The 17764-nt window shown below is 59.4% G+C and carries 20 protein-coding genes; 15 read left to right on the top strand and 5 right to left on the bottom strand.

All coding sequences use genetic code 11. The features are described from left to right. Positions 1-25 precede the first annotated feature (25 nt). Together AC2FLU_RS18465 and AC2FLU_RS18460 are read left to right on the top strand one after the other, a co-directional pair. On the top strand, positions 26-244 hold the full coding sequence (locus AC2FLU_RS18465) for a YMGG-like glycine zipper-containing protein (protein ID WP_480475390.1): 219 nt from the start codon (positions 26-28) through the stop codon (positions 242-244). A gap of 11 nt (positions 245-255) precedes the next feature. Continuing rightward, positions 256-627: a hypothetical protein gene (locus AC2FLU_RS18460; protein WP_480475392.1), complete on the top strand. Its 372-nt coding sequence runs from the start codon at positions 256-258 to the stop codon at positions 625-627. A gap of 4 nt (positions 628-631) precedes the next feature. Here the strand turns inward: AC2FLU_RS18460 and AC2FLU_RS18455 are convergent, their stop codons facing one another. After that, a complete protein-coding gene (locus AC2FLU_RS18455; protein WP_209598067.1) occupies positions 632-826 on the bottom strand; it encodes a SlyX family protein in 195 nt (64 codons plus the stop codon). Between the two features lie 131 nt (positions 827-957). Here AC2FLU_RS18455 and hisS point away from each other — a divergent pair, with 131 nt between their 5' ends. From hisS to hisG, 3 genes are read left to right on the top strand one after another with little or no spacing between them, the layout of a single operon-like run. Further along, the gene (hisS, locus tag AC2FLU_RS18450; RefSeq protein ID WP_496809378.1) at positions 958-2448 is read left to right on the top strand and encodes a histidine--tRNA ligase; all 1491 of its coding nucleotides are present in this window, start codon (positions 958-960) and stop codon (positions 2446-2448) included. 3 nt (positions 2449-2451) lie between these two features. Beyond that, the gene (locus tag AC2FLU_RS18445; protein ID WP_480475396.1) at positions 2452-3540 is read left to right on the top strand and encodes an ATP phosphoribosyltransferase regulatory subunit; all 1089 of its coding nucleotides are present in this window, start codon (positions 2452-2454) and stop codon (positions 3538-3540) included. After that, positions 3537-4226, top strand: a complete 690-nt coding sequence (gene hisG, locus AC2FLU_RS18440) for an ATP phosphoribosyltransferase (RefSeq protein ID WP_480475398.1) — start codon at positions 3537-3539, stop codon at positions 4224-4226. Before AC2FLU_RS18445 ends, hisG begins: the two co-directional genes overlap by 4 nt. Here the strand turns inward: hisG and AC2FLU_RS18435 are convergent, their stop codons facing one another. Next, a complete protein-coding gene (locus AC2FLU_RS18435) occupies positions 4227-4658 on the bottom strand; it encodes a DUF1489 family protein (protein WP_496809377.1) in 432 nt (143 codons plus the stop codon). Positions 4659-4772: 114 nt separating this feature from the next. Between AC2FLU_RS18435 and AC2FLU_RS18430 the strand changes: the two genes are divergently transcribed. The 3 genes from AC2FLU_RS18430 (at position 4773) to rpsD (ending at position 8717) form a co-directional block, all read left to right on the top strand. Beyond that, on the top strand, positions 4773-7055 hold the full coding sequence (locus tag AC2FLU_RS18430) for an adenosylcobalamin-dependent ribonucleoside-diphosphate reductase (RefSeq protein ID WP_496809376.1): 2283 nt from the start codon (positions 4773-4775) through the stop codon (positions 7053-7055). A 326-nt stretch (positions 7056-7381) separates the two neighbouring features. After that, complete coding sequence (locus AC2FLU_RS18425) at positions 7382-7825, top strand: hypothetical protein (RefSeq protein ID WP_496809359.1); 444 nt, start codon at positions 7382-7384, stop codon at positions 7823-7825. A 271-nt stretch (positions 7826-8096) separates the two neighbouring features. Continuing rightward, on the top strand, positions 8097-8717 hold the full coding sequence (gene rpsD, locus AC2FLU_RS18420; RefSeq protein ID WP_170374584.1) for a 30S ribosomal protein S4: 621 nt from the start codon (positions 8097-8099) through the stop codon (positions 8715-8717). Between the two features lie 58 nt (positions 8718-8775). Here the strand turns inward: rpsD and AC2FLU_RS18415 are convergent, their stop codons facing one another. After that, entirely contained in the window at positions 8776-9057 is a 282-nt protein-coding gene (locus AC2FLU_RS18415) for a DUF1330 domain-containing protein (RefSeq protein ID WP_480475406.1), read from the bottom strand. A 93-nt stretch (positions 9058-9150) separates the two neighbouring features. Between AC2FLU_RS18415 and AC2FLU_RS18410 the strand changes: the two genes are divergently transcribed. Then, positions 9151-10023: a LysR family transcriptional regulator gene (locus tag AC2FLU_RS18410; RefSeq protein ID WP_496809358.1), complete on the top strand. Its 873-nt coding sequence runs from the start codon at positions 9151-9153 to the stop codon at positions 10021-10023. On the opposite strand, the gene AC2FLU_RS18405 is transcribed toward AC2FLU_RS18410, so the two are convergent. Beyond that, on the bottom strand, positions 10024-10485 hold the full coding sequence (locus AC2FLU_RS18405; RefSeq protein WP_480475410.1) for an Lrp/AsnC family transcriptional regulator: 462 nt from the start codon (positions 10483-10485) through the stop codon (positions 10024-10026). 102 nt (positions 10486-10587) lie between these two features. Here AC2FLU_RS18405 and AC2FLU_RS18400 point away from each other — a divergent pair, with 102 nt between their 5' ends. The 4 genes from AC2FLU_RS18400 (at position 10588) to AC2FLU_RS18385 (ending at position 14918) form a co-directional block, all read left to right on the top strand. Next, on the top strand, positions 10588-12003 hold the full coding sequence (locus AC2FLU_RS18400; protein ID WP_480605185.1) for an aminotransferase class V-fold PLP-dependent enzyme: 1416 nt from the start codon (positions 10588-10590) through the stop codon (positions 12001-12003). A gap of 64 nt (positions 12004-12067) precedes the next feature. Continuing rightward, positions 12068-13153: a histidinol-phosphate transaminase gene (gene hisC / locus AC2FLU_RS18395; RefSeq protein WP_496809357.1), complete on the top strand. Its 1086-nt coding sequence runs from the start codon at positions 12068-12070 to the stop codon at positions 13151-13153. Beyond that, on the top strand, positions 13150-14070 hold the full coding sequence (locus tag AC2FLU_RS18390; RefSeq protein WP_480553904.1) for a prephenate/arogenate dehydrogenase family protein: 921 nt from the start codon (positions 13150-13152) through the stop codon (positions 14068-14070). Before hisC ends, AC2FLU_RS18390 begins: the two co-directional genes overlap by 4 nt. Then, on the top strand, positions 14067-14918 hold the full coding sequence (locus AC2FLU_RS18385) for an extensin-like domain-containing protein (RefSeq protein ID WP_496812073.1): 852 nt from the start codon (positions 14067-14069) through the stop codon (positions 14916-14918). The genes AC2FLU_RS18390 and AC2FLU_RS18385 overlap by 4 nt, the downstream gene beginning before the upstream one ends. Here the strand turns inward: AC2FLU_RS18385 and AC2FLU_RS18380 are convergent. Further along, positions 14915-15916, bottom strand: a complete 1002-nt coding sequence (locus tag AC2FLU_RS18380) for a DUF2125 domain-containing protein (RefSeq protein ID WP_496715567.1) — start codon at positions 15914-15916, stop codon at positions 14915-14917. The genes AC2FLU_RS18385 and AC2FLU_RS18380 overlap by 4 nt on opposite strands. 67 nt (positions 15917-15983) lie before the next feature. Between AC2FLU_RS18380 and AC2FLU_RS18375 the strand changes: the two genes are divergently transcribed. Further along, positions 15984-16514 carry a gamma-glutamylcyclotransferase gene (locus AC2FLU_RS18375; RefSeq protein WP_267365629.1) on the top strand — a complete coding sequence of 177 codons (531 nt, stop codon included), beginning with the start codon at positions 15984-15986 and terminating at the stop codon, positions 16512-16514. 69 nt (positions 16515-16583) lie between these two features. Beyond that, positions 16584-17762 (top strand): biopolymer transporter ExbB, encoded by a 1179-nt coding sequence (locus AC2FLU_RS18370; protein ID WP_496809355.1) that lies wholly within the window; start codon positions 16584-16586, stop codon positions 17760-17762. Positions 17763-17764: the final 2 nt, after the last annotated feature.

The following is a 17764-nucleotide window of genomic DNA, read 5'->3' as shown; positions in this document are numbered from 1 at the left end:
ACTCATGCCACGGGAGGGCGTTGATATGACGATTGCAGGTCTCAATCTCAGAACGATTGTATTGGGGGCGGCGGCATCGCTGGCTTTGGTTTCGGCGACAGCCACGCTTGCGGACGACAAAAAGAAAGAGAACACGATCAAAGGTGCTGTGATTGGGGCCGGGGTTGGGGCCTTGATCGGCGACGGCAAAGGCGCCGCCGCAGGGGCAATTGTTGGTGCGCTAATCGGCGCGAACTCGAAATAAGCGGGGGCGGGATGATGCGTTTGAACGCGATGAAAGTGATCACCACCACAGCGCTGCTTACAGGGCCCGGTTTTGCCCTTGCGGACGAGGAAGCCGAACAGATGGTACAAGCGGCGCTGCCGCTTATGTACCACACCTGCGCGTCGGTCATCGAAGAGGCTGACGGGAATGAAGAATACATTGTGGACGTGGTCGGCAAGATGACGGCGTTGTCACTTTATAACCGTCAGGTCGACCTCGAAGCTCATGCCAGTTCGGACGAGGAAAAGGCCGCGCTGCGCGAAACATTTGTGGCGGCTCTGAAAGAGGGTTGCGCCGGGGATGAAAACGCCCTGCTGGGTGGCGTCGTCGACAACGCGGTGAAATCAACGCTGGGGCTGTAAGCCTTCAGTAATGTGGCGGGCGTTCGTCACCAAGGACAACGCCGCCTGACCCTTCCTGTGCGCGTTCAGCCTCGCGGTGCAGCAGCATCTCGACACGGCGGGTCAGCCTGTCAATCTCGGCCTGTTGCCTGGTGACAACCGCGTTCAGATCGTCAACCGTGCGGGTCAGATGGGCAATCTGTTCTTCCAGATGCTGCATGGGATGCTCCTGTCTTTCAGGCTGCACATAGCGACCCTGTGACGCCTTGGCCAGAGAAAGCGCGCCTTGCCCAGATGCGGGCCATGGGATAGACCGCGCGCGGAACAGGTACACTCCCAAGGACGCCCCACATGGCCAAGCCCAAGAAACAGCCCCGCCCCAAGGCCGAAACGCCGAAAGGGTTCCGTGACTATTTCGGCGAGGAAGTCACGCAGCGCACCGAGATGCTGCGGACGATTGCGGGTGTCTATCATCGGTACGGGTTTGACGCGCTGGAAAGCAGTGCGGTCGAAACCGTCGAGGCGCTGGGCAAGTTCCTGCCCGACGTGGACCGCCCGAACGAGGGCGTCTTTGCATGGCAGGAGTTTGACGAGGGCGGAAATGGCGACTGGATGGCCCTGCGTTATGACCTGACCGCGCCACTGGCCCGTGTCTACGCCCAGCACCGCAACGACCTGCCGACGCCTTATCGCCGTTATGCAATGGGTCCGGTCTGGCGCAACGAAAAGCCGGGGCCGGGGCGCTTTCGGCAGTTCTATCAGTGCGATGCGGATACGGTCGGAACCGCCTCGATGGCTGCTGACGCCGAGATCTGTGCAATGCTTTGCGATGCGTTGGAAGAGGTAGGAATTCCGCGTCGCGATTATGTAGTACGGATCAATAATCGCAAGGTGCTAAATGGTGTTCTCGAGGCAGTGGAATCTCTTGGCGGCAGCCAAGTAGACCGCGATGCCATTCTTCGCACGATAGATAAGTTCGACAAAGTAGGCAAAACAGGCGTACTTGAGTTATTGACAACAGGTCGGAAGGATTCCTCAGGTGCCTTCATTGATGGTGTTGGACTGAAAGACTATCAAGCCGAACCAGTTATAGATTTCCTGACTGCGAAGTCTCCTATTCAGTCAGAAACCTTTGATCGCCTCAGAAATGCTGTTGCCGACTCCAAAATAGGCAATGAAGGTGTTGAAGAGTTAGAGCAGATTGCCGAAATCTTGAATGCGCAAGGTTATAGTCGAGACCGCATTGTCATTGACCCCTCCGTCGTCCGTGGCCTCGGCTATTACACAGGTCCGGTCTATGAGGCCGAGCTGACGTTCGAAATCTTCGACGAGAAAGGCCGCAAGCGGCAGTTCGGCTCGGTTGCGGGTGGCGGGCGCTATGACGATCTGGTCAAGCGGTTTATCGGACAGGAAGTTCCCGCGACCGGCGTGTCTATCGGCGTGGATCGGTTGCTGGCCGCGCTGCGCGAAAAAGGCAGGATCAGCGCCCACGCCAAAGGCCCCGTCGTCGTCACCGTGATGGACCGCGACCGGATGGCTGATTATCAGGCGATGGTGGCCGAGCTGCGCAATGCGGGCATCCGGGCCGAGGTGTATCTGGGCAATCCCAAGAACTTTGGCAACCAGTTGAAATACGCGGACAAGCGCAACTCGCCGGTTGCGGTGATCGAAGGCGGGGACGAAAAGGCAAAGGGCATCGTGCAGATCAAGGACCTGATCCTTGGGGCCAAGATCGCCGAAAGCGCCACACTGGAAGAATGGAAAGAACGCCCCAGCCAGTTTGAAGTATCGCGCGCTGATCTGGTCGCGAAAGTGCGTGAAATTCTGGACAGTCAGGACTGACCCATGCCCAACCGTTCCCAGATACAGGCCCGTGCCGCGATGATGCGTGTCCGGTTCGAGGCTGCGGGCGCGCAGGTGGTGGATACGCCCCTGTTGCAACCCGCTGAAATGTTGCTGGACCTCTATGGCGAGGATATCCGCGCCCGTGCCTACGTGACCTCGGACGCGCTGCGGGGCGAGCAGATGCTGCGCCCGGACTTCACCCTGCCTGTTGTTCAGATGCACATGCGGGACGGGGCCGAGCCTGCCCGCTATACCTATTCCGGTGAGGTGTTCCGCCGTCAGGAACACGACCCGGACCGGTCGAACGAGTATATTCAGGTGGGGTACGAAGTGTTTGACCGCGAAGATCCCGCTGGTGCCGATGCCGAAGTGTTTTCGCTGATGGCGCTGCAACTGCGCGGGCTGCCCCTGCGCGCAGCCACCGGGGATATCGGTATCCTGACGGCGGCTGTCGAAGGGCTTCGGACCACAGACCGCCGCAAGGCCGCGCTGATGCGGCACCTGTGGCGGCCGCGCCGGTTCCGTGCGCTGCTGGACCGTTTTGCAGGGCGTAAACCGGGGCCCGAAGGCCGTGACGCGCTTTTGGACGCGGCCGACCCGATGGCGGTTGATGTTCCGATGATCGGCAAGCGTCGCGCGCCCGAGATAGCCGACCGGATCAAAGCCCTGCGCGAAGATCGCGCTGCGCCGCCGATCTCCGACAATGAACTGGCCGGGTTGGAAACGCTTCTGAATGTGCGTGAAACCATGCCCTTCGCGTTGGAACAGCTGAGGGATGTGGCAGTGGATCTGCCGCAGATCACCCCGGCGCTGGACCGGTTGGAGGCGCGGATCGCAGCCCTGCAGGCGCGTGGTGTCGATGTTGCACGGCTGGATTTCGAAGCGTCATATGGCCGGACATCGATGGAATATTACGACGGGTTTGTCTTTGGGTTCTACGCCGAAGGCCGCCCCGACCTGCCGCCCGTCGCCACGGGCGGGCGCTATGATGCGCTGACGCGCCGCTTGGGCGATGGGGCCGAAATCCCCGCGATCGGCGGCGTGATCCGCCCGGACCTGATGCTTGAAATCGAGGAGGCCGCGCAATGAGTGTGAAGCTGGGCGTGCCCTCGAAGGGCCGGTTGATGGAAAAGACCGTCTCATGGTTCGAAAAACATGGCATCGTGCTGTCCCGCAACGGCTCGGACCGGGAATATGCGGGTCGGGTCGACGGGATCGAAGGCGTCTCACTGATCCTTTTGTCGGCGGGTGAAATTCCGCGCGAACTTGCGTCGGGCCGTATTCATCTGGGCGTCACCGGGATCGATCTGGTGCATGAGAAACTGCCGCGCTGGGAACAGCAGGTCGAAGAGATTGCACAGCTGGGCTTTGGCAAGGCCGATCTGATCATAGCCACACCCGCCTGCTGGGTCGATGTGGACACGCTGGACGATCTCGATGCGGCAGCAGCAGCATTTCGCAACACCCACGGCCACCGGCTGCGGATTGCCACCAAATATCACCGACTGGTGCGTGAGTTCCTGACAGACGCGGGCGTGGCCGATTATACTCTGGTCGACAGCCAGGGGGCGACCGAAGGTACGGTCATGAACGAAACAGCCGAGGCAATTGCCGATATCACTTCGTCCGGTGAAACCCTGCGGGCGAACCACCTCAAGATCCTGTCGGACGGTCTGATCCTGCAATCGCAGGCCACATTGTGGCGCAGCCGGGTTGCAAAGGTCGACGCGGCGGACAAGGCGGTTCTGACGGAATTGCTGGATCGGCTGCGGTAATTACAGCACACCGATATCCGCAAGGGCGCGGTTGAGATCATCGGGCAGGGCGTCGTCCTGCGCGCGCCCTTTCGGCAGATCAGCTGGTGAATCTTCGGGTTTCAGATATCGCCAGCCCTGAAACGGGCGTTTCAAGGCGTTCTGGGTCCGATGAACTATTGGGTCAAGCACGACGGCGCAGCGGCGGATACCGTCTTCACCAATCACTTCATCCAGGCGCAGAATGCGCTGGCGGCACTGTACGACACCCTTGATGACCCAATAGATTGATCCGCCATTCAGAATCTCGGCATCACGTTTGGGCCACATGCGGGTTACGTGGCGCGGATATCCGTCCTCATAAAGCGGCATTCGGCTGTCCTGCCACGCGATCAGAGAGTCCACGCTTTCCGAACCAACCGAAAGTTTGATGAGGTTCACGTACTTATCCACAGCTTTCCCACAGAGTCGTCCATTGGCTATCTATCCATTGTAGCTCAGGATTGGCTTTCATCAAGGTGTAGTGGGTGTTAGTCTGGATACCTCTTTCAGCACAGGGAATCACCAATGAGCCGCTTTGCCGCCCCCATCGCCGAGCAGATCTGGGACATGAAATACCGCTTTAAACAGGCGGATGGCACGCCCATCGATCAAACGGTTGAAGACAGCTGGCGACGCATCGCCCGCGACCTCGCGCGGGTCGAGGACGATCCGGATCATTGGGAAGACAGGTTCTACGAGGCACTGGAAGATTTCAGGTATTTGCCCGCCGGGCGCATCACCGCTGGCGCAGGCACCGCGCGGCAGGTGACGCTGTTCAACTGTTTCGTCATGGGCACCATCCCCGACAGCATGGGCGGCATCTTTGACATGCTGAAAGAGGCCGCGCTGACCATGCAGCAGGGGGGCGGGATCGGCTATGATTTCTCGACCATCCGCCCGCGCGGCGCGGATGTGAAGGGCGTGGCGGCAGATGCTTCGGGCCCGCTCAGCTTTATGGATGTGTGGGACGCAATGTGCCGGACGATCATGTCCGCGGGTTCGCGCCGGGGGGCGATGATGGCCACCATGCGCTGCGATCACCCCGATATCGAACAGTTCATCACCGCCAAATCCGACCCGGCCCGCCTGCGCATGTTCAATATGTCGGTGCTGGTGACCGATCCCTTCATGGAGGCGGTCAAGGCCGACGGCCCGTGGGAGTTGCAGTTTGACGGCAAGATCTATCATACCGTTCAGGCGCGCGATCTGTGGAACAAGATCATGCAGGCCACGTATGATTATGCCGAACCGGGCGTGATCTTCATCGACCGCATCAATCAGGCCAACAACCTGAGCTATGTTGAAACCATCGCCGCGACGAACCCCTGTGGCGAACAGCCTCTGCCGCCGTACGGGGCGTGCCTGCTGGGCTCGATCAATCTGGCGCGGCTGGTTGCCGAACCGTTCGGGGAAGCCGCGCATCTGGATGAACCGGCGTTGCAGGGACTGGTCGCGACAGCCGTGCGCATGATGGATAACGTCGTGGACGCCTCGAAATTCCCGCTGGCCGAGCAAGAGGCGGAAGCGCAGGACAAGCGCCGCATCGGGCTGGGCGTGACGGGTCTTGCGGATGCGCTGCTGATGCTGGGCCTGCGCTATGGGTCCGACGAGGCGGCGCGCCAGACGGAACGCTGGTTGCACGCAATCGCCCGCGCCGCATATCTGGCCTCGGTCGATCTGGCTAAGGAAAAAGGCGTGTTCCCCCTGTTCGACGCCGAGAAATATCTGGCCAGCGGTACGATGCAGCAAATGGATGACGACGTCCGCGATGCGATCCGCGAACATGGTATCCGCAACGCTCTGCTGACGTCGATTGCACCCACGGGAACGATTTCGCTTTATGCCGGGAACGTGTCGTCGGGGATTGAACCGGTTTTTGCCTATGCCTACACCCGCAAGGTTCTGCAAAAAGACGGCTCGCGAACCGAGGAAGAGGTTGTGGATTACGCCGTTCAGATGTGGCGCGACAAGTTCGGCGACGCAGCGCTGCCCGACTATTTCGTCAATGCCCAGACCCTGACACCCCTTGATCATGTCAAGATGCAGGCGGCGGCGCAGAAATGGATCGACAGCTCGATTTCCAAGACCATCAACTGCCCCGAGGATATCAGCTTTGACGCCTTCAAGGATGTCTACATGCAGGCCTGGGATCAGGGCTGCAAAGGGTGCACGACGTACCGGCCCAACGATGTGACGGGGTCGGTTCTGACCGTTTCGGAAAGCGACGACAAGGTGCCGGGGGAAAGCGCGAATGCGCCTCATGAAATTGAAAGCGGCGACGTCATCTACATGTCCGAACCGCTTGATCGCCCGCAATCGCTGGAGGGGTCGACCTACAAGCTGAAATGGCCCGATAGCGAGCACGCGATTTATCTGACCATCAACGACATCATCATCTCGGGCCGCCGCCGCCCGTTCGAAGTGTTCATCAACTCCAAGAACATGGAGCATTACGCCTGGACACTGGCGCTGACGCGGATGATCTCGGCCGTGTTCCGCCGGGGTGGGGACGTGTCCTTTGTGGTCGAGGAGCTGAAAGCCGTTTTCGACCCGCGCGGCGGGGCGTGGGTCAAAGGCAAGTATATCCCATCGATCCTGGCCGCGATCGGGGGCGTGATCGAACAGCACATGGTTGCCATCGGCTTTCTGGAAGGCGAGGGGATGGGGTTGAAATCCGACCCCCAGGCGCAAGTGGTGAACCTGGACGCGCCACGCGGCAAAGCCTGTCCGTCCTGTGGTCAGTATGACATGGTCATGATCGAAGGCTGCATGACCTGCCGCAGCTGCGGTCATTCCAAATGCGGGTAGATATGAGGCGCGACACGAAAGTCAGCGCTCATCAATTTGACCCGACAGAGTGAGTGTCTGGCCACGCAAGCGTGGCCATCGCTTTTCTGGGCGGTGGTTTCTATTTCGAACCCTGATCAGTCGCAGCCAGTTGATGATCGGACGGCCAGCAACGAACAAGACACGGGATTGTTCGCAGGCGCGTATTGATTTCAGGTCGAACACATATTTTTTGATTCACTTCTGCAACATTCTTGTGAATGCTGCATTCCCGTCTCTTTTCCGCCGGATTTTGTGCTGATAAGCAATGATTGAATATCGGGATGTTAAATAGTGCGAGTGGGCAGATGAGAGCCGGAGTTAACGGTCAGGTAGCCATTTCATGGGATCAAACTGAAATTGACGGACTCGAGGACGCGCCTCTGGCTTGTCTGGCCGTCGGCGCGGCTTGGTCATGGCGCGGACAGGCGATAGTGCTGAGCGCCGAGGCCGAAAACAGCATTGAACAGATAGGATATGCGCGGGGCGCTGCAACCCGTTTGCAGAACCGCTTTCCGATTGTCCGGGAAGTTTCCGGCAATGTGACCGGCGCTTTGACACTTACCAATGGGTCGCAGCGGTTTTCAGCCAACCTTGTTGCCGACACCAATGATGCAGCACCGACCATCGTTTTCGATGGCGCTTGCCCGCCACGGGATGAAGAATTCTGGATCGTCGACGTGACCGAGGTTGTGATGGTGCACAAGGCGGGTGTTGAAGGCGGCGGGAACGTCGTTGCATTTCCGGTCTGAACGCGACCTGTATTTTTCTTGACGAAAGCGGTGTGACGGCGGTCGTCGCTGTACGTGCAGGAGCCTGTGCTGCCTGCGGCGAACATATCTTTGCTTATATTCGAAACTGCGTTGAATGCCATGTTGACTCTGCTGGCTTTGCGGATATAAGCGCGGCTTCATTGGTGTTGGTGGCCCCCGCAAGGGCAAGCCTGTCATGAGGGAAACCTCAAGAGGACAACGCCCTTCATAGTTGCCCGTTTGGGCATCGACCTAACGAAGGAGATCAGCCGTGACCAAACGCACGTCTGCCAAGTACAAAATCGACCGCCGGATGGGCGAAAACATCTGGGGTCGTCCGAAATCCCCGGTCAACCGTCGTGAATACGGCCCCGGCCAGCACGGCCAGCGCCGCAAAGGCAAACTGTCAGACTTCGGTCTGCAGCTGCGTGCCAAGCAGAAGCTGAAAGGCTACTACGGCGACCTGACCGAAAAGCAGTTCCGCCGCATCTATGCCGAAGCCGAGCGTGTCAAAGGCGACACCGGTGAAAACCTGATCGGCCTGCTGGAGCGCCGTCTGGACGCCGTCGTCTATCGCGCCAAGTTCGTACCGACCGTCTTCGCTGCGCGTCAGTTCGTGAACCACGGTCACGTCAAAGTGAACGGCAAGCGTGTCAACATCCCCAGCTACCGCGTCAAAGAAGGCGACGTCATCGAAGTGCGTGACAAGTCCAAGCAACTGGCTGTTGTTCTGGAAGCTGTTGCCCTGGCCGAGCGTGATGTTCCTGACTACATCGACGCCGACCATTCGAAAATGACCGCAACGTTCGTTCGCGCACCGGGCCTGAGTGATGTGCCGTACCCGGTCATGATGGAACCGAACCTGGTCGTCGAATTCTACGCGAAGAACTGATCTTCGCATTCCGATCCGGAATTCAGAGCCGCACCTTTGGGTGCGGCTCTTTTCATTTTCAGCCCAGCAGAACGATATCTGACGCGCCTGCGCTGCGACGCAGCTCGTGGATGTCTTTTAGTTCCGGGTCGTTGATCCATCCCAGCGCCGCGTCCCGGTTGGGAAAGGAAAGCAGGGCTGCAACATCAGGCAAGTCCGGCGCGCCGTCCAGCGCGGTTGTTTCTGCTGTGGCGTGTTCGACCTTTCCGCCATGGCGGGCCAATGCAGGCCCGGCCTGTTCGCGATAAGCGGCCAGCGCGTCGGGATTCTTTACGGTAAGTTTTGCGTAGGCATAGATCATGGCTTTGCTCCTTGATGTGTGGGCAAAAGCTAGGGTGTGATCTGCTTTGCGAAAACGCGTGTATTTGCATCAATGATGTGCGAATTTGCATGTATGGATATTCATTGGGATGATTACCGAGCCGTACTTGCCGTGGTTCGAAGGCGTACCCTGTCCGCCGCGGCACAAGAGCTTGGCGTCAACTACACAACTGTCGCGCGCCGAATAGCGCGCGCCGAAGCTGCGACAGGTGAAGTGCTGTTCGAAAGGCTGGCCGACGGGTATCGGCCGACAGAAGCGGCGCACCTGGTCGCTGCATATGCTGCCCGGATGGAAAGCGCGGAACACGCGATGCTGCGTGGTTTGTCAGGGCGAGATGCCCGATTGGAAGGGCAACTGACCTTAACCGCGCCGCAACTGTTAATTGCCCATGTTCTGTCCCCGGCGCTGGGCGAGTTTGCTCAAAGGCACCCTGCTGTGTCTTTGCAGGTGCGCGCGGCAAACGAGATTCTGGACCTTAATCGACGCGAAGCCGACATTGCGATCCGGATCAGCCGCAACCCCGGCGATACGTTGAAAGGTCTGCGCCTGACGCAACAGCATAGCGCTTGTTTTGCCACGCCTGAATGGGCTGCGCGAATGCGGCAAGATCCGAACGCGCCCGTGGATTGGTTGCTTTATGAAAAGCAGCCGAACCTGCCGGACGGCGTCGACAAAATCTATCCGAACTCGCGGATACATATGCGCTTTGATGACATGGTCGCGATGGCGGGTGCTGCACAATCAGGGTTGGGCGTTGTGCGTATGCCGGTGTTTCTGGGCCGCTCACTCCGGGGCTTGGTGCAGGTTCCGGTCCTTTCACCGCAACCCTACGCAGATATCTGGATCGTGGCGCACCCGGATGTTTGGCCTTCGGCAAAACTGGTCGCGTTCCGCGATATCGCGGTACCCTTTTTCAAACAAAAACGCCCGCTGTTTACGGCGTGATCATATCGGCAATGGTCGTCCCTCGGCGATTGCTTCCATCGCGAAATACGACGTGACACTGTCCAGCTCGACCTTTTCGATCAGCCGTTGATACACCTTGTCGTAAGACGCCATATCCTGTGTGACGACTTTCAGCTGATAATCATAGTCACCGCCGATACGATGAAAATCCACGACCTCGGGGATCGTCAGAACGTGGCTGCGAAAGGCCTGTAGCCACTCGGTCGAATGATGCCGCGTGCGCAGCATGACAAAGACCACAAGGCTCAGCCCCAATTTCTCGCGTGCGATGCGGGCGGTTGAACCGATCAGGACACCATCTTCGTTCAAAGCCTTCAGACGGCGCCAGCAGGCGTTCTGAGAAAGCCCCACACGATCCGCCAATTCCCGTTGCGACAGAGTGGCGTCCTTTTGCAGCTCTTTCAGAAGTCGTGTGTCAATTTGATCTAATTTTTGTGCCATGTTTGATCATATGACACAATAAATTAAAAACACACGCAAAGAAAGGTGAAGTTTTCGCGCGAATAATAAATCACATTACTCGGACAGTTAGGAGCCAATGCAATGTCCCTGTCCAAGTTTCGTGCGGAACTCTGTTCCACCGCTCACAATTCAAACCTGCGCGATGGGCTGATCGGAGAGAATGTTCTGATCCCGGGTCTGCATGGGGACGTGCCGCTTGTCTATGCGGATTACGTCGCTTCGGGTCGCGCCTTGCGGCAAGTCGAAGACTTTGTGGCGCAACATGTGTTGCCGTTTTACGCGAACAGCCACACCGAGGCCTCTTACTGCGGATCTTACATGACACATCTGCGCCGCGAGGCACGGGCGGAAATAGCCCGCATTGTTGGTGCCCAGGAAGAGGATGCGGTGATCTTCACCGGGTCTGGTGCCACTGCGGGGCTCAACCGGTTGGTCAGCCTGCTCGGGGTGGCAGAGGCCGACCAACCGGTTGTCTTGATTGGTCCTTACGAGCATCACTCGAACATCCTGCCGTGGCGGGAAAGCAAGGCACTTGTGGTTGAAATCCCCGAAGCCGAAGGTGGCGGTGTTGACCTGGGGGCGCTGGAAACCGCGCTGTTGACCCATGCAGGCGCAGATCTTCTGATCGGTTCCTTTTCGGCGGCGTCCAATGTAACCGGAATTGTCACTGACCCTGATCCGGTGACGCGGTTGCTCAAGGCGCATGGTGCCGTGGCGATTTGGGATTACGCCGGAGGCGGGCCTTACCTGCCGATGGATATGGGGCCGGCGGACGCGCGCAAGGATGCGATCGTCGTTTCCCCGCACAAGTTTCCGGGCGGTCCGGGGGCCTCGGGTGTTCTGATCGTAAACCGGGCTGCAGCCAAACGGAACTGCCCCAGCTGGCCGGGTGGTGGCACCGTAAGTTTCGTGTCACCGTGGCGGCATGACTACAGCGCGGACCTGTCTGCGCGGGAAGAGGCGGGAACGCCCAACGTGATCGGCGACATCCGCGCGGCGCTGGCCTTTATCGTCAAGGATGTCGTCGGCACGGAAGAAATCGCAAGGCGCGAGGCGCAGTACAACCAGATGGCGCTGGACGGGTGGAAGGATAATCCGAACCTGACATTGCTTGGGGTCAATAACCCGCATCGCCTGCCGATCTTCTCTTTCCTCGTGCGCGACAATGCGGGGCAGCCTGTGCATCAGCAGCTGTTTACCCGGATGCTCAGCGACGTCTACGGCATACAGGCACGCGGCGGCTGTGCCTGCGCAGGGCCTTATGCCCACCGCCTGCTGGGGATTGACCGCGCCGCGTCCGAGGCGCTGCACGCGGCCTTGTCTGCGGGCGAAGAGATGAAGAAACCCGGCTGGGTACGCCTGAATTTCTCGTACCTGATGAGCGAGGAAACGGTTCAATTCATCATCGACAGTGTCAATGACCTGTCCCGCCGTACCGAGGAATTCGTACCGTATTACAACGCCGACCCGGCGACTGCGCGCTTCAAGGCCGCATAATGGAATTGCCGCTTTTCTCAATCCGTTGAGACAGGTATGAGGGGCCCAATCAACGGAGCCTCTCATGACCAAGATCACCTCGCAACCCGGCATTATGGACATCGCGCTTTATCAGGGCGGCCAGTCACATGTGGCGGGTGTTGAGCATGTGATCAAGCTGAGCTCGAACGAGAACCCGTTCGGCCCCAGCCCCAAGGCGATTGAGGCGGTGCGCGACAGCGCGGCCACTTTGCATCGGTACCCCAACACCGACCACGCCAGTTTGCGCGCGGCTATCGGCGCACGTCACGGGCTGGACCCTGCGCAGATCATCTGCGGTGTCGGCAGCGACGAGGTGCTGCAATTCATCGCTCAGGCCTATGCAGGGCCGGGGGATGAGGTGATCTATACCGAGCACGGGTTCTCCATGTACCCGATCATCGCCCGCATGGCAGGTGCCGCACCGGTCATGGTGGCCGAGCGCGACCGCAAAGTCGATGTGGATGCCATTCTGGCCGCCGTAACCAGCCAGACGCGGATCGTGTTTGTGACCAACCCCGGTAACCCGACCTCGACCATGATCTCGAACGACGAGCTGGACCATCTGGCACAGGGTCTGCCTGATACCTGCCTGATGGTTCTGGACGGTGCCTATGCCGAATTCGTCGACGGTTTCGATGGCGGCGCGTCTTTGGTGGATGCGTATGAGAACGTAATCATGACCCGCACATTCTCGAAAGTGTACGGGCTGGGCGGGATGCGGGTCGGCTGGGGGTATGCGCACCAATCGATTATCGATGTTCTGAACCGGGTGCGTCAGCCCTTCAACCTGTCTTTGACAGCCCTGGCCGCAGCCGAAGCAGCGATCAGCGACGTCGATTTCCTGACGTTCTGCCAATCTGAAAATGCGCGCCTGCGAGTGTGGCTGGCCGAGGCGCTGGACAAGATTGGCGTACCCTCGGACCCGTCCTGTACCAATTTCATCCTCGCGCGTTTTGCCGATAGGGCCGAGGCCGAGGCCTGTGATGACTATCTGAAAACGCAGGGTTTGATTGTCCGCCGGGTTGCAGGCTACAACCTGCCGAATGCCCTGCGGATCACCGTGGGCGATGAGGAAGCCTGCCGCCGCGTCGTTGCGGTGATTACAGCATTCAAAGAGGGCGCAGCATGAGCCAGATTTACAACCGGGTTGCGCTGATCGGGCTGGGCCTGATTGCCTCCTCCATGTTCTGGGCGATCAAGCGTGGGGGCTTGGCCGGGGAAGTGACCGGCTATGCCCGGTCCGAGGCGACACGTGACACCGCGCGCAGAATCGGGCTGTGCGACCGCGTCTGTGACACGGCGCGCGAAGCGGTCGAAGGTGCTGATCTTGTCGTTCTTTGCGTGCCTGTGGGGGCAATGGGGGCCGTCGCAGAAGACATCGCACCCGTGCTCAAGCCCGGCGCGACCCTGTCGGATGTGGGGTCAGTCAAGCGGCATGTCATTCACGCAGTTCAGCCGCATATCCCCGAAGGTGTGCATTTCATTCCCGCGCATCCTTTGGCAGGGACGGAACATTCCGGTCCGGAATCGGGTTTTGCCAGATTGTTCGACAATCGCTGGTGCCTGCTGGTGCCCGTCGAAGGAACCGACCCGGATGCAATCGCCCGCCTTCGGGCGTTGTGGGAAGGTATGGGCTCCCATGTCGATGAGATGGACGCCGATCATCACGATCTGGTTCTGGCCGTCACGTCCCATGCGCCGCACCTGATCGCCTACACGATGGTTGGCGTGGCCGACGATCTGCGCCGGGTGACCGATAGCGAAGTGATCAAATACTCGGCCGCGGGTTTCCGGGACTTCACTCGCATCGCCGCATCCGACCCGACCATGTGGCGCGATGTGTTCCTGTCCAACAAAGACGCGACGCTGGAAATCCTGGGCCGGTTCACGGAAGAGCTGTTTGCGCTGCAACGTGCCATCCGGACCGGGGACGGGGAACATTTGTTTGACTACTTCACCCATACCCGTGCTATTCGTCGCGGCATCATCGACGCGGGGCAGGACACCGACGCACCGGATTTCGGGCGGGGAAAGGCAGGTTCATGAGGTTATACCGGGGGCAATTTCTGATCGGGATCATGGCGTTGTGCGCCGTGGCCACACAGGCAACACCTCTGGAACGATCTCTGGTTCCTCCCGCACGTCCGATTCTGGATCAGCACAACGTTCAGGTTGTGTCTGCCATTGCCCCGGTTTCAGTGGCGGCTATAACTGATCTGCGCCCTATCTCACGCCCGGTTTCACCGCAGGTCACTGCCGCCTTGGCGCGACCATCGGAATTGCCACTGCTGGGGCCCGACACTTCGCTGATGCCTTACTTGAGACCTGAATCGCTTGAACAGCAGGTGCTTTTCAAGAAGCGCAAGCTGCGTAAAGGGTCAGTTTGCGGAGATATCGCCATTCAGGGCAAGCCCGTCGGCAGGGTCGGCAGCGACAACTCGGCCTGTGGCGTAAAAGATGCGGTGCAGATCACCTCTGTTTCCGGTGTGGCACTCAGCCGCCCGGCGACGATGGATTGCGGCACCGCAGTTGCGCTGAACAAATGGGTCGACAAAACGGTCAAACCCACCTTCAAACGCCGCGGCCCGGTGGTCGAATTGCAGGTGGCAGCCCATTATGCATGCCGAACTCGCAACAACCGCAAAGGCGCGCGGATTTCCGAGCACGGCAAAGGACGGGCCATCGATATTTCAGCCTTCAAAATGGCCGATGGTGAGGTGGTGACCGTCCTGGCAGGATGGCGCAAGAACCCGTCAAAGAAGCAATTGCAGAAGATCTGGCGCGGCGCGTGTGGCCCGTTCGGCACGGTATTGGGGCCGAACTCGGACGGCTACCATCGCGATCATTTCCATCTGGATACGGCACGCTACCGCAGCGGAGCGTATTGCCTTTAACGCAGGATCAGCCGCGGGGCAGGGCCCAGCGGCACCGGCCCCAGGGCTACAAAACCATCCCGGAAGTTCAGCTGAAGGTCCAGCGCATTGGGGTTGCCGCCCAACCCTGCCAGAAAATTCAGTGCACGGGTAACAGGATCAACCGCCTGATCGGGCAGGGCACCTGCCGCGTTTGCCATGTCGATCATATCACGCCAGTTCTCGGCCTTGACGGCGATCTCACCGCTCGGAACACCCTGTGAGTCAACATCCAGCTTACCAGCCGCAAACAGGCGTAACCCACCCCATTTGATCTCGGCCAGTCGCAGGTCGATGGCCACGGGCTGCGGTCTGCTGTGTTCCAGCGCCGACCTGTCCCAGACTTTGCTGAACGTGGTGACCATGTCCAGTTCCAGCGTTTCGAAGGACTGCGGCAGCGACGCGGCCGAATTCATAAGGGCCCGCAACCGGTCACCGGGTGTGAACCCATCCGCGCGGGCGGTAATGGCATAAGCTTCGGGTTGGGATGTTTGCGCCATGATCAGGCTTAGGGTGTCCCCAGCGGCCAGTGCTGTGGAGTTTTCGGTCACCGACCAAGCCCCTGCCGTCAGCGCCAGTTTCTCAAGCACAAGCGAAACGCCGGGTTGCAACTGTAGTTCCGCAATCAAATCATCGGCGACAATCGTTGACGTCTGATCGTAGTAGGACAGACGTTGGGGCGTCTCGGCAAACCGCAGCACCTGCCGGCCGGGCCAGATCGCTGGGCTTTCGAATTCGATCCAGTCCGCGCTCCAGGCTGTGCCATTCACCGGGTCGGCAAGGACGGGATTGTTCAGGCGGGTCAAGTGGTGGGTCGGATACCCTGCCGTTGTCACGTCCGAGAAATCAGCCAGCCAGCCACGGGCCTGTTGTTGATCAAACCAGCCAGTGATTGCCACGCGCAGGCCATATCCGGCGACAAACCAATAGGCGCTCCACAGGATGCCGATAAAAATGACTACTCGTATGACACGGCGCATGAGCTTTGGCCCTTTTTCCTGCCTCGGAATTGATGTTTATAGGCCCAAACGGGCAAGGACCAGTGCAATGACGATGTGGGTTTTCGGTTATGGATCGCTGCTGTGGAATCCGGGCTTTCCGGTCGCACGCAGCGAACGCGCGACACTGCATGGCTATGCCCGGTCCTTCTGCATGAGCTCGATCCACCACCGGGGAACCGAAGAAGAACCGGGTCTGGTGCTGGCGCTGGACGAACAGGCAAACGCGATCTGCACCGGTCTGGCCCTTGCGGTTGAAACCGGTCACGAAGACCGCACCCTGCACGAACTGCGCGAGCGCGAGCTGATCTCGTCGGCCTATGTCGAACGTATGCTGGATGTGCATCTGGAAAATGGCGACATCGTCAACGCCGTGACCTATGTGATCGATGCCGACCATGTGCAATACTGCGGCGGCATGCCTTTGGAGGATCAGGCCCGGATCATCGCCCACGCGGTTGGCGGACGCGGCCCGAATGATGAATACCTCTACAACACTGCCGAACATCTGGCCGAGATCGGCCTGCGCGACCCCGATCTTGAGTGGTTGGCGCAACGGGTGCGCAGTATTACCGCATAAACTCTTGGCGTCACCAGTGGAATTTCGCTAGTTTCGACGCAGAGCAGGCAAATACCGGGAACCACGCGCATGGCGCAGGCACATCAGGGCGCGAGACCCCATTTCTCGCATCCAACGCGACAGATTCTGTTGATGTTGATGGCGATCGGCCTGTCCGGGCTGGGTGTGTTTCTGGCGCTGCCCTATGTGTTGCCGGTGTTCTTCGCCAACCCGTACTTGAACGGCTTCATCCTGATGGTGTTCCTGATCGGCGTGTTTGCCTGTTTCTATCAGGTGACACAACTGATCGGGTCTGTGCGCTGGATCGAGGTATTCGTCGGCGGTGTTGTTCGTGAAGACGCCCGCACACCGCAATTGTTGGCACCTCTGGCCTCATTGCTGCGCGAACGGGGTGCGCGGTCGCAGATCAGTTCGACCTCGACCCGCTCCATTCTGGATTCCGTGGCCGAACGGGTCGAGGAAGAGCGGGAGATCACCCGCTATATCACCAATGTGCTGATCTATCTGGGTCTTTTGGGTACGTTCTTCGGTCTGGCGACAACCGTACCTGCCATCGTCGATACGATCCGCAGCCTTAATCCGCAGGAGGGCGAAGAAGGGCTGGCCGTTTTCAACCGCCTGATGACCGGGCTCGAAGCGCAATTGCAGGGGATGGGCGTTGCGTTCGGATCGTCTCTGTTGGGTCTGGCCGGGTCGTTGATCGTCGGCTTGCTCGAAGTTTTTGCAGGGCACGGGCAGAACCGCTTCTATCGCGAGCTTGAAGAATGGCTGTCTTCGATCACCCGCTTAGGTTTCGCGGGTGGAGAAGAAGGCGGTGCCGAAATTGCCGTGCTCACGCCGGTGCTGGACGCCATGTCCGAACAGATGGATGCCTTGCAGGATCTGTTCTCTGCGCAGGAAAGCGACCGGGCCGAGGTTTCCGCCAAGCTGGGTTTGCTGGTCGATGTGATCGGTGAGATGAACAACCGTCAGGCCAATACCGAAAGTGTTACGGCGGCGCTGGAACGCGTGGCGCTGGGTCAGGAAGCCCTGCTGGATCACATGCGCGATCACGGTGCGGGTGAAGGTATCGACGCCGAAAGCCGGATGCGCCTGCGCTCGATGGATGTGCAGCTGCTGCGTATCCTCGAAGAGATTTCGGCGGGCCGGCAGGAAAGCATGAATGAGTTCCGCAAGGATATTGAACTGCTGGTCAAGGCGCTGACCCTGCCGCGCGGTGCGGTACGCACCACGCCGGAAGGAGAATAGCC

The sequence above is a fragment of the Ruegeria sp. SAZD013 genome, assembly GCF_059612525.1.
Note: the sequence above shows the minus strand (reverse complement) of the source record. Positions and strands in the feature narration are given on the sequence as shown.

Excerpts from the sequence above, each read along its gene's own strand:
- AC2FLU_RS18465 (WP_480475390.1), top strand. The coding sequence starts at position 26 with ATGACGATTGCAGGTCTCAATCTCAGAACGATTGTATTGGGGGCGGCG.
- AC2FLU_RS18460 (WP_480475392.1), top strand. The coding sequence starts at position 256 with ATGATGCGTTTGAACGCGATGAAAGTGATCACCACCACAGCGCTGCTT.
- AC2FLU_RS18455 (WP_209598067.1), bottom strand. The coding sequence starts at position 826 with ATGCAGCATCTGGAAGAACAGATTGCCCATCTGACCCGCACGGTTGAC.
- hisS (WP_496809378.1), top strand. The coding sequence starts at position 958 with ATGGCCAAGCCCAAGAAACAGCCCCGCCCCAAGGCCGAAACGCCGAAA.
- AC2FLU_RS18445 (WP_480475396.1), top strand. The coding sequence starts at position 2,452 with ATGCCCAACCGTTCCCAGATACAGGCCCGTGCCGCGATGATGCGTGTC.
- hisG (WP_480475398.1), top strand. The coding sequence starts at position 3,537 with ATGAGTGTGAAGCTGGGCGTGCCCTCGAAGGGCCGGTTGATGGAAAAG.
- AC2FLU_RS18430 (WP_496809376.1), top strand. The coding sequence starts at position 4,773 with ATGAGCCGCTTTGCCGCCCCCATCGCCGAGCAGATCTGGGACATGAAA.
- AC2FLU_RS18425 (WP_496809359.1), top strand. The coding sequence starts at position 7,382 with ATGAGAGCCGGAGTTAACGGTCAGGTAGCCATTTCATGGGATCAAACT.
- AC2FLU_RS18415 (WP_480475406.1), bottom strand. The coding sequence starts at position 9,057 with ATGATCTATGCCTACGCAAAACTTACCGTAAAGAATCCCGACGCGCTG.
- AC2FLU_RS18410 (WP_496809358.1), top strand. The coding sequence starts at position 9,151 with ATGGATATTCATTGGGATGATTACCGAGCCGTACTTGCCGTGGTTCGA.
- AC2FLU_RS18405 (WP_480475410.1), bottom strand. The coding sequence starts at position 10,485 with ATGGCACAAAAATTAGATCAAATTGACACACGACTTCTGAAAGAGCTG.
- AC2FLU_RS18400 (WP_480605185.1), top strand. The coding sequence starts at position 10,588 with ATGTCCCTGTCCAAGTTTCGTGCGGAACTCTGTTCCACCGCTCACAAT.
- hisC (WP_496809357.1), top strand. The coding sequence starts at position 12,068 with ATGACCAAGATCACCTCGCAACCCGGCATTATGGACATCGCGCTTTAT.
- AC2FLU_RS18390 (WP_480553904.1), top strand. The coding sequence starts at position 13,150 with ATGAGCCAGATTTACAACCGGGTTGCGCTGATCGGGCTGGGCCTGATT.
- AC2FLU_RS18385 (WP_496812073.1), top strand. The coding sequence starts at position 14,067 with ATGAGGTTATACCGGGGGCAATTTCTGATCGGGATCATGGCGTTGTGC.
- AC2FLU_RS18380 (WP_496715567.1), bottom strand. The coding sequence starts at position 15,916 with ATGCGCCGTGTCATACGAGTAGTCATTTTTATCGGCATCCTGTGGAGC.
- AC2FLU_RS18375 (WP_267365629.1), top strand. The coding sequence starts at position 15,984 with ATGACGATGTGGGTTTTCGGTTATGGATCGCTGCTGTGGAATCCGGGC.
- AC2FLU_RS18370 (WP_496809355.1), top strand. The coding sequence starts at position 16,584 with ATGGCGCAGGCACATCAGGGCGCGAGACCCCATTTCTCGCATCCAACG.